The sequence below is a fragment of the Gemmatimonadota bacterium genome (assembly GCA_026705765.1).
Taxonomy (GTDB): domain Bacteria; phylum Latescibacterota; class UBA2968; order UBA2968; family UBA2968; genus VXRD01.
Window position 1 is genome coordinate 1 of record JAPPAB010000084.1, and the last position, 10,124, is coordinate 10,124.

9 protein-coding genes are annotated in these 10,124 nt (G+C 53.3%); 7 read left to right on the forward strand and 2 right to left on the reverse strand.

What is annotated here, in order from left to right:
• From OXH16_10840 to OXH16_10860, 5 genes are all read left to right on the forward strand, one after another.
• The coding region (locus OXH16_10840) for an amidohydrolase family protein (GenBank protein ID MCY3681887.1) at nt 1–1,341 on the forward strand (1,341 nt) is incomplete at its 5' end.
• A 2-nt stretch (nt 1,342–1,343) separates the two neighbouring features.
• Nucleotides 1,344–2,090, forward strand: coding sequence for a glucosamine-6-phosphate deaminase (gene nagB, locus OXH16_10845; protein ID MCY3681888.1), 747 nt, complete (start codon nt 1,344–1,346; stop codon nt 2,088–2,090).
• 26 nt (nt 2,091–2,116) lie between these two features.
• Nucleotides 2,117–3,211, forward strand: coding sequence for an isocitrate/isopropylmalate family dehydrogenase (locus tag OXH16_10850; protein MCY3681889.1), 1,095 nt, complete (start codon nt 2,117–2,119; stop codon nt 3,209–3,211).
• Between the two features lie 12 nt (nt 3,212–3,223).
• Nucleotides 3,224–4,294 (forward strand): lactonase family protein, encoded by a 1,071-nt coding sequence (locus tag OXH16_10855; GenBank protein ID MCY3681890.1) that lies wholly within the window; start codon nt 3,224–3,226, stop codon nt 4,292–4,294.
• 15 nt (nt 4,295–4,309) lie between these two features.
• Nucleotides 4,310–5,818, forward strand: coding sequence for a sulfatase-like hydrolase/transferase (locus tag OXH16_10860; GenBank protein MCY3681891.1), 1,509 nt, complete (start codon nt 4,310–4,312; stop codon nt 5,816–5,818).
• 41 nt (nt 5,819–5,859) lie between these two features.
• Here OXH16_10860 and OXH16_10865 read toward each other — a convergent pair whose 3' ends face one another.
• Entirely contained in the window at nt 5,860–7,806 is a 1,947-nt protein-coding gene (locus tag OXH16_10865; GenBank protein MCY3681892.1) for a hypothetical protein, read from the reverse strand.
• Nucleotides 7,807–7,985: 179 nt separating this feature from the next.
• Here OXH16_10865 and OXH16_10870 point away from each other — a divergent pair, with 179 nt between their 5' ends.
• Nucleotides 7,986–8,624 (forward strand): cupin domain-containing protein, encoded by a 639-nt coding sequence (locus OXH16_10870; protein MCY3681893.1) that lies wholly within the window; start codon nt 7,986–7,988, stop codon nt 8,622–8,624.
• A gap of 83 nt (nt 8,625–8,707) precedes the next feature.
• Entirely contained in the window at nt 8,708–9,508 is an 801-nt protein-coding gene (locus OXH16_10875; GenBank protein ID MCY3681894.1) for a sugar phosphate isomerase/epimerase, read from the forward strand.
• Between the two features lie 17 nt (nt 9,509–9,525).
• Here the strand turns inward: OXH16_10875 and OXH16_10880 are convergent, their stop codons facing one another.
• Nucleotides 9,526–9,795 carry a hypothetical protein gene (locus OXH16_10880; GenBank protein MCY3681895.1) on the reverse strand — a complete coding sequence of 90 codons (270 nt, stop codon included), beginning with the start codon at nt 9,793–9,795 and terminating at the stop codon, nt 9,526–9,528.
• Between the last annotated feature and the right edge of the window lie 329 nt (nt 9,796–10,124).

Sequence of the window (10,124 nt, forward strand, 5' to 3'; positions counted from 1 at the left end):
GCCCTGCTTACAGGTGTTCATCGCTATGCCGAGGTGCAGCAGGGTATTACGACGCAACTTCTGACGCCCGATGGGTTTGGGTGGACGGGACTCTCGCCCGAGCGCACGCGCGAATTGTGGACATATACGCGCTTTTCCGTTGGCGAGGTCGATATTCCGATTGGCTGGCAAACGCCTGAGGATTATCTGCGTCTTTTTCCGAATAACAGCGCGGCAAATGTGTATCCACAAGTTCCGCATTGCGCGGTTCGCCTGTCTGCATGCGGGTGGGATGCGCGGCCAGCAACAGATGATGAGATTGCACGGATGTCGGATCTCACGCGACAATGGATGGAGGCGGGGGCAGGTGCGCTCAATTTGGGTCTCGATTATCAGCCGAGTGCCAATGCGGATTTTCGGGAGCTTGTTGCGCTTTGCAAAGTTACGGCGGAATACGGGGGTATTTACGCGGCTCATGTGCGCTATCACACGATTGGGCGCGTTGCCGCATGGGAAGAGACTATCGCGCTTTCCCGCGCTGCAAATATCCCGGTTCATATCTCGCACGAGCGGGTCAACGACGAGAATGCCGATTTGCTGGAAAGAATTGAGCGCGAAGATATCGATCTGACTTTTGAATCTTATCTCTATCCGGCCGGGATGACGCATTTGTATATGATGCTGCCTATGAAATTTCAGGTCGGTAGTCCGGATGAGGTCAATGCGCGTCTTGAGGATCCAGAGGTTCGCGCTGAGTCAGTCGCCGAACTCAAGACATGGCTCGGGCGCGGCGATCAAATCGTGGGTTATACTGGCTCGGGCAGGTACACGGGAGAACGCCTGAGCGATCTCGCGGCTCGGGCAAATACATCTCTTGAGGATTTTGCATACGATCTGATTTTTCAGGAGCGCGAAGACCATGCCGTTATTTTTCCCTGGCAGATTGATCCCGAAGTAGCGGAGCAGACCGTGACGCGCACAGCCACGCATCCGCGTATGATGATTGCCAGTGATGGCATTTTTAATATTCCGCATCCGCATCCGCGGGGTTTTGGATGTTTTGCGCGCGTGCTGGGTCATTTTGTGCGCGAGCGCGGGTTGCTGACTTTTGAGGAGGCGATTTACAAGATGAGCGGTTTTCCCGCGCGGCGTTTCAATATTCCCGACCGGGGCGAACTCGCTGTGGGCAAGGCCGCTGATCTCGTTGTTTTTGATCCCGATACGGTGGCTGCGAGATCTACTTTTGAAAATCCCACGCTGCCGCCAGTCGGTATTTCGCATGTTTTTGTCAACGGACAGTCCGTCATTGCCAATGGGGAACCCACAGGTGCGTTGCCCGGTCAGGTGCTGCGCCGCGTTTGATTATGCCTATTCAAGTGAAAATTTGCGATACGCCCGACGATGTGGCTCGCGTTGCTGCATCGATAATTGCCGCGCTTATTCGCCAGAAGCCAGATGCTGTGCTCGGTTTGGCAACGGGGTCAACGCCGGTGAGGACGTATGCCGATCTCGTGCGGATGAATCGGGAGGGGCTGAGTTTTTCGCAGCTTACGACTTTTAATCTCGATGAGTACTGGGGGCTTGATGGCACGCATCCGCAGAGTTATCGCCATTTTATGAATCGCACGTTTTTTGACGGTACTGATATTCAACTTTGGAATACGCATGTGCCCAATGGGACAGCAGTGGATGCCGATCTCGAGTGCGAGGCTTTTGAGACCAGGATACAGGCGTGTGGCGGCGTGGATTTGTGGTTGCTCGGCATTGGTCGCAATGGACATATTGCTTTTAACGAGCCCGGCAGTGCGCCCGATTCTCGCACCCGTCTGGTCGATTTGACCGAGAGTACGATTGCGGCGAATAGTCGCTTTTTCGAGCGCGTTGACGATGTGCCCAAACAGGCGCTTACCGCGGGGATTGCCACGATTTGTGAGGCGAGGCGGATTCTTCTTCTGGCAACGGGTACAGATAAGGCGAGAGCGATTGCTCGCGCTGTTCAGGGTGCTCCCCATCCATCCTGTCCGGCGAGTTTTTTACAGACACATTCGGATTGTACGTTTATTTTAGATAGAGAGGCGGCGTCGGAAGTTAGCCCGGCTCTTAACTCGTAATTTTTCATTAAACAGAAAGGTTTATTATGAAAAAAACCCTCGCCGTGCTTGAAGGCGACGGCATTGGTCCCGAGATTATGCGCGAGGGGATTAAAGCTCTTCGCACGATTGAAAAGAAGTTCGATCACGAATTTGTGCTGGAATACGCGCCTTTTGGTGCGGTGTCGTATTTTGACGAGGGCAGTCCGTTTCCCGATGAGACAAAAGCCCTGTGCGATCGGGCAGACGCGATTATCAAAGGTCCGGTGGGGCTTTCCATTGAAGAGACGAAGAAAATCCCACAGGAGTTGCGCCCGGAACTCGGTGCTATTCTGCCTTTGCGAAAGCGTTTTAATACGTATGCCAATTATCGCCCGGTCAGGCTGCCCAAATCCCTCGCGTCATTTTCACCTTTGCGCGATAGCGTTATTGGAGAGGGTATTGATATTCTCATGATTCGGGAACTGGTGGGTGGTATTTATTTTGGGGAGAAAGAAGAGGGTACTGCTACGGGTATGAAATACGCGCGCGACGATTGTGTTTATACCGAAGAGCAGGTGCGCGCGATTGGAACGGTTGCGTTTGACGAAGCCCGACGTCTCGGCACCAGGATGACCCATGTTCACAAATCGAATGTGCTGGCGACATCCCGACTTTGGGATGCGATTATCGAAGAGATGGCAAAAGAGTACGACGATGTCGAATACGTGTCGATTATCGTCGATAACGCAGCTTTTCAACTCGTCAGAGATCCCACGCAATTCAATGGGGTTATGCTTTTGGAAAATATGCAGGGCGATATTCTGACCGATCAGGCGGGGGGCTTACTCGGCTCTCTCGGTTTGATGCCTTCGGCGTGTATGGGGCCAGAAAAGGGCTATGTGGAACCGGCGCACGGGTCGGCACCCGATATCGCGGGGCAAAATATCGCCAATCCCTATTCGATGATTGGCAGTATTGCATTTTTGCTGGATAAATGTCTGGGTCTGAAAGAGGAGTCCGACGCTTTGTGGAACGCTATGTTCGATATTCTCGAGAGAGGATATGCCACTTCTGAACTCGCCTCAGAAATAACCGATCCCAAGAATGTTCTTTCGACCAGCGATTTTGGCGATATGGTCGTCGATATTTTGAGTCGTTAAAGGAGATTTACTATGAGCAATATCATCGCTTTTATTGGTACTTATACCCGCACTGGTAGCAAAGGTATTTACGTTCACCGATTCAATACCGAGACGGGTGAACTCACTCCGGCTAATAGTATCGAGAGTGAGAATCCGACATTTCTCGCCGTTCATCCCAATGGACAATTTCTCTATGCGGTCAATGAGATCAGTGAATACGATGGCGAGAGCGCGGGGGCGATTAGCGCGTATGCTGTTGATGCAGAAGCCGCAGATCTCGCGTTTATCAACCGGCAATCGACAGTAGGCACGGGTCCCTGTCATTTGAATATCGATGCAACGGGTCGCTATGCTGTGGTGGCAAATTACGGTGGGGGTAGCACCTGTATGTTGCCCATTGGGGAAGATGGTGCGTTGAGCGAGGCGTCGGATTTTATTCAGCACGAGGGCAGCAGTGTCAATCCGCAACGGCAGCAAGGTCCCCACGCCCATTCTGCGAATATTTCGCCGGATAACAGACGGGTTTATGTCGCCGATCTCGGTTTGGATAAGGTGTTGATTTTTGAGCTCGATCTCGAGAACGGTAAACTCCTTGCGAATGATCCACCATCTGTCTCTGTCGCTCCCGGTGAGGGACCGCGCCATTTTGCTTTTCACCCGGGGGGACAATACGCCTATCTGATCAATGAAATCGGCAATACTGTCAATGCTTACGCCTATGATGCAGAGACGGGCGCGTTGACCGAGTTGCAATCCATCGCCACGTTGCCCGGGGATTTTTCAGATACGAGCCATACGGCGGATGTTCACGTTTCATCCGATGGCAAGTTTGTGTATGGATCAAATCGCGGGCACGATAGTGTCGCCATTTTTGCGGTTGACGAGTCCAGCGGTCACTTGACGCCGGTCGATATTCATTCCACTGGTGGAGAAACGCCTCGCAATATCGCGCTTTCGCCCGATGGCAATTACTTGCTGGCGGAGAATCAAAGTAGTGATACGATTGTTTCTTTCGCCATTGACCGAGAGACAGGGAAATTGACAGAGACAGGGCATGTCGCGGAAGTGCCTATGCCCGTTTGCCTGAAATTTTTGGGGTAGAAGGAGGGGATTAAAATGTCCGGTGATCGTCCAAATGTACTTTTGATTATGACGGATCAGCAACCGGTATCGACAATCGGTTGTTACGGCAATTCTGTTGTGAAAACACCCGCTCAAGATCGCCTGGCACAGGAGGGCATGCGGTTTGACAATTTTTATATTGCGGCGTTTCCGTGTACGCCGTCTCGAGCGACGTATTTGACCGGGTGCTATACGCACAACCACGAGGTGGTGGCCAATAATGTGGAACTGGATGACGCGTTGCCGTCTATAGGCAATACATTTCGCGATGCGGGCTATCAAACCGCGTGGATTGGGAAGTGGCATTTGGGGGGAAATATGTATCGCGGGCTTTCAGGACGCGGTCCGTTTGACGATTGCTGGGTGCAAAAACGGGTGGATAGTGCGCGCGATTTTGAGTTTGTACAGGTGGAGGGCGGTACGGGCGAGGATGAACCCCGGAGTGGATTTGATCACTGGGTTGGGGGTTGGAAGCATTTCAAAGCGTATTTGCAGACGACCGGTTTGCCCGATGAGGTTAAAAATGCGCCTCGCGTGGGCAATCATCAGGCAGCGCCGAGTGCCCCAGACCGGGAGCACAGCGTGAGTTTGTTGGGGGAGGATCACCATATGGCGCACTTTTTTGCCGATGAGATGGTCTCGTTTCTCAATGCTAATCGGGACAATTCATTTTGTGCGGTGTTGTCTTTTTACGGACCGCATTTGCCCGTTTGTCCGCCTGAACCGTGGGATTCGATGTACGATTTGGACGATGTAGCCCTGCCCGATAATTACGATGCGCCATTGGAGGATAAGCCGCGTTTTCAATGGGATAATGCCCGTACTTATGTGCGCGATGTCTGGTCGAGAGATGAGGTGCGAGATTATGTTCGGCGTTATTGGGGGTATGTGAGTTATATCGACGCACAAATAGAACGGGTGCTCAACGCGCTGGATGCCAATGGGCAGGCGGAGAATACGATTGTGATGTTTGTGTCGGATCACGGCGATATGGTGGGGCAGTTTGGGATGGTGTATAAGTTGACGTATTGTGGGTATGATACGTTGATGAAGGTGCCGTGTTTGGTGCGGTGGCCCGGGCGAATTGAAGCGGGGTCTGTGAATACTTCTTTGAATAGCAGTGTGGATGTGATGCCCACGATACTGGATCTGGCGGGTGTTGATATTCCCGAGGGGGTGGATGGTGAGAGTATAGGCGGTGTTTTGAAGGGTGAGCGCGATGTTGCGCGTGAGGAGATTTTTACGGATTTGATGAATCGTGGTGTGATGATCAGGCAGGGATCGTGGAAGTTTGTGCTGAATTGGAAGCCTCTGAGCGGTGGCGTGCGCGATTTGGACGAGCTTTACAATCTGGCGGATGATCCCCTTGAGGAACACAATCTGGCGTATCGAGATCGCGCGCGTGCCGCATCGATGAGAGACCTTATTTTGAGCTGGTTGGAGGAGACGGGGCATCCGTATGTAAATACTATCCGGGAACAGGCTCTGCGAGAACCGTCTTGAATTGAAAGGGGTTGTCATCGCGCGATGGCGACCCTTTTCCCTTACCACGAATGCACCATGTGGCCGTTGCCGGGGAAGTAGATGTGATCTACGAGTGTGGAAAGGCCAACGCCGAGGGTGTAGCCGATTAAGAGGCCGATGAAGAAGGGTTGCAAATTGCGGTAGAGCCGAATGCCGCCGATGCGCAATACGATGGATTTGAATGCCCAGACGAGAAAGACGGTGAAGGCGGTGACTCTGACGGGATAGACATATCCCACTGTGAATCCTACCGGATGGAGGGGCCACCACGCAAAGCGCAGGCGCATGAGGCTCAAAAACAGGGTGCCGAGCGCGCCAGCAGTTAGGAATTGCCATTCAACGCGGCCAAAAGAGGTCGGCTCCGATGCCCAGGAGACGACGCGGTCAAACATGCGCTGGCTGTATCCGCCGAATACAAAGACGTGGCGGATGTTGGCGGCACCGGTTGCGCCGTAACAGAGGTTGAGGGTGTAGATAATTGAGACGGCAAAGCCGATGATAAAGGCGAGCATTAGGGCGGCGACCATGCGATTGCGCGGCCAGCGAAATACGTCGTGGATTTTGGCGGTGTGTGTGAGGGATGGGAGGATGTATTCGCGGTGGCTTTCCACGCTGTTGGCCGATAGTGCCATGCCGACGTGGTCGGGAGTTTGCACGTTTGTGCCGAGCGCGGCAGCGGCGAGTTCCTGGGTTCGAAGTGGGGTTTCGACATATACCAGGCCAGTTTCTGCGACAATTTTGGCCAGGCCGATGAAGTAGATCAAGAGCAGACCGAGTTGTACCGCTATGCCCAATAGGGATATGCCCAGCGCGTACATCCATGCACTGGCATAAATGAGCGAGGTGATCAGGCCGATTACTGCGGTGCGGTAAGACAGGAGTTCGGTTTTGTCCTCTGCGTTCGGTTGCCAGAGTGCGCGGATGACGGTTCCAATATGCTGCCGCGCCATGAAGAGGCCAAATAGGGCAAATGCGATGAAGCCGCCGACTTGCTGTAGCAATAGGCCGCTGCCAAAGTCTCTGCCCACTGTGATGCCAAAGCGGTTTAATGCGCCTATTTCGATGAGTGAGAGTATGTGGAATAGCCAGATGGAGAGGAGAACTTCAAGGTTGGTGAGATATCCAAAGGCCGCCATGACGAAGTTGAATTTGATTTGTAGTGGCGGAAAGTCGTGCCCAAATGAGATGGCGGTACTATGGGTGGGACCAATGGGTATGATTGGGAGGTTGTGCCAGAAGAGGGGCAGAATATTCCAGGATAAGACGAATGCGCCGATGCCAAATCCCGTCCAGAATAATTTGTTTTTGAAAAATCCTATTTGTCCCGTTGCTGTATCCCGGATCATCAGGGTGGGCAATTGTGCGAGGGGAAAGGTGATGCGTTCGTGTTCGACCCATTGTTTGCGCAAGATGACGGTGATGCACAAACAGGCGATGAATAGCGCAAAGAAAAATGTGAACCACCAGAAGAGGGGCACAGCCCAGGCGTGATAGGGGGTGGAGAGATGTGCTGGCAATCCCTCCCACAAATTGGTGATGTCGCCCGCGCGATTGCTGGGTACAGCCCAGGGTTGGATGTGTTCGTGGGTAAATTCCGCCCATCGGTTTTCCGGCGTGGCTTTGTAATAGGGGCTGGCGAGTACGGCGATCAGGCGTCCGGCGACGTTTTTGGTGGGAAAAACACTGCCTATAAATCCCATGCAGAGGATGAGGCCCAATTCATGCGGGCGAAGCATCCAGTTCTCCCGGATTTTTTTGAGCAGGGGATTGATCAGGAAGATGAGGAGAAATGGCAGCCACAATGACATGGGCATGTGGCCCAGAGACACGCGAGATGCGCGAAGGCGATAGGTGGTGTCGGTGGCAAAATAGCAGATGACAAGGGTCAGGATCAGGCCAACTATGATGGCGCGGGTGGTGATGTGTGATGCGGGGTCAGGCTGTGGCGCGGGATTGGGCAGGCTCATGCATTTCTTTCTGATGGTGTGATTGTAGGGGCGACCCCCCCGTATAAAAGCATTACGGGGCAGGCTCTGTGGTCGCCCGTGCCGTAATATGCTGTGTTTGGGATGTTGAAGCAAGAATCATTGGCGTGCGGGGATGAGGACGCAGAGGGATTGGTTGTTTATGTTAAAAGGAGGATATCATGCCATTTCAAGTTTTTGACTATCGCAAGGATATTACCAATATGCTGGTGACACCCCAGATTCGTTCGCGGTTTTTGAAGATGGAGGTGGGGCAGTTCAATCAGAGCCATACGCACGATTTGGGGCACGAGATTTTTCTGATTTTGCAAGGGCAGGCAGAGTTTGATATCGAAGGGCACAAGGAGGTGTTGGGTCCCGGTCAGATGTGTATTGCACTGACAGATGAGGCGCATACGGTGCGCAATGTGGGCGATGATGAGGTGATTATGTATTTGTCGGTGACTCCACATATTTTGCCGACGCATACGTATTGGACGGCAGAGGGGGAGAAGGAGCCACCGCGGTTTGCGAATTCTTCTTCTTATGACCAGACGCCGGATTTGAGCGTTGATGCAGGCGCAAGAGCCGATGAACATTTGCAGTCTGTGGAGGATTTTGTCGCGTGCGTAGAACAGACAGCAGAGACGCAGCGCGCACAAGTGGAGGCTTTTAAGAGGGTATTCGCAGAGGGAGATAGGGAAGCCGCATTCAAAGCGCGAGATGCGATGTGGGACGCGCTTTATCCGATGTTTAAGGCCGTTCACGATCTGGCTGGTGTGTGGAATGCTTTCGCGCATCGGACGGTGGATGAAGTGTGAAGTGTAATTGTAGGGGCGACCCCCCGTATAAAAGCATTACGGGGCAGGCTCTGTGGTCGCCCGCTTTTAGAAAGGACATAAATATGGGCAAATTTAGACTGGCTTGTCATTTGATTCAGTTTCGGGGTGAGCAGCACGAAAATCCCGAGAAGGTGTTGGCAGAGGTGGCTGAGGCAGGGTGGGATGGGGTTGAGGGGTTGAAGATCGACAGTGGCGATGATCTGGTTGCTAAAGCCAATCTGGCGAGGAAGAATGGTTTGCATCTGGTCAATGTGGGGGGACCGAGTCCGCTTGATCGGGTTCGGTACAATATCGCGTTGGGCAATGATGCGGCAGAGGTGCCGTCGTGTCGTCGCGCGATGTGGGGGGGCGATGATCCGAGCGATGAAGATGTTGAGAATGCGGCTCGTTCGCTCGATGAGGTGCTGGCGTATTGCAAGGCGCACAATGTGAAGGGTTTTCACCACGCGCATATGCGGACGTTGATCGAGACGGTCGAGGATGCCGAGAGATTGATGACGGCAGCGCCCGATTTGTGGCTGCTCTACGATACGGGACACATGCTGGCGGCGGGTAGCGATCCGATGCAGGTTTTTGAGCGCGATGTGTTGCGGAATCGGATCGGGCATGTGCATTTGAAGGATGTGCATGCCAATGATCCTGCGTCCTGGAATCACCGCACGGGGCAGTTTAATGAGGAGGCGCGATTTGCAGAACTCGGCGCGGGGAATATGGGGTTTGACACACGGGCGGCGCTGGAGAAGTTAGAAGAAGTGGGCTACGATGGATGGGTGTCTGTAGAGCTTGACCGACCCTATCCGCCCAAACCCCCGGCAGAAGCGGCAAAGTCCAATCGCGATTATCTGCGGGGGATTGGGTATTGATGGGCTGAGTGTGGGAGCTAATTGCTTTTAAAGAAATTACCCATTTCGTTGGCGATGCGGAATCGTTCTTTGACTCTTTGTTCTTGTTCTGGGTTGGTGACGGGGTATTCGTCAAAGATGTGGCCGCGGCCTTCCAGGCGGGGGTCGCCGTGTTGTTTGAGGGTTTTGCGAAGTTTTTGCCAGAGTGCGTTTTTGATGGTCTGGTGGTCGGTGCTTTCGGCGAGGTTGGTGATGCAGTGGGGATCGGTCTGGATATCGTAGAGTTCTTCTTTGGGGCGTTTGCCCATGCAGAGTTGCCAGTAGGTCTCATTGCCCTGTTCTTTTTCTTCGATGACGCGCGTTTTGGTGGGTGAGTCGTCGATGTTGCGGTAATAGACTTCGGGGTTGCCGGCTGGCCAGCGGTCGGGTTCAAAATTTCGCAGGTAGAGGTGATGGTGGTCGCGAATGCCGGGGTGTTGACCCAGGGGCAGCCTTGACGTACTCCCAGGTCTGAAGCCTGTGGGATTCTGAAATCAGAACCTCAGGTTCAGCAGGGATTGTGCGATCATCAGCCGTTGCTGGCTATACAAGCCCAGTCTTACGCGGCCTCCTGCATAGGCGGACGTCCCCACCTGTG

What these genes read in the sequence shown, in the direction of transcription:
- OXH16_10850 (MCY3681889.1), top strand. Translation starts at nt 2,117, where the DNA reads ATGAAAAAAACCCTCGCCGTGCTTGAAGGCGACGGCATTGGTCCCGAG.
- OXH16_10860 (MCY3681891.1), top strand. Translation starts at nt 4,310, where the DNA reads ATGTCCGGTGATCGTCCAAATGTACTTTTGATTATGACGGATCAGCAA.
- OXH16_10875 (MCY3681894.1), top strand. Translation starts at nt 8,708, where the DNA reads ATGGGCAAATTTAGACTGGCTTGTCATTTGATTCAGTTTCGGGGTGAG.
- OXH16_10870 (MCY3681893.1), top strand. Translation starts at nt 7,986, where the DNA reads ATGCCATTTCAAGTTTTTGACTATCGCAAGGATATTACCAATATGCTG.
- OXH16_10855 (MCY3681890.1), top strand. Translation starts at nt 3,224, where the DNA reads ATGAGCAATATCATCGCTTTTATTGGTACTTATACCCGCACTGGTAGC.
- nagB (MCY3681888.1), top strand. Translation starts at nt 1,344, where the DNA reads ATGCCTATTCAAGTGAAAATTTGCGATACGCCCGACGATGTGGCTCGC.
- OXH16_10880 (MCY3681895.1), bottom strand. Translation starts at nt 9,795, where the DNA reads ATGGGCAAACGCCCCAAAGAAGAACTCTACGATATCCAGACCGATCCC.
- OXH16_10865 (MCY3681892.1), bottom strand. Translation starts at nt 7,806, where the DNA reads ATGAGCCTGCCCAATCCCGCGCCACAGCCTGACCCCGCATCACACATC.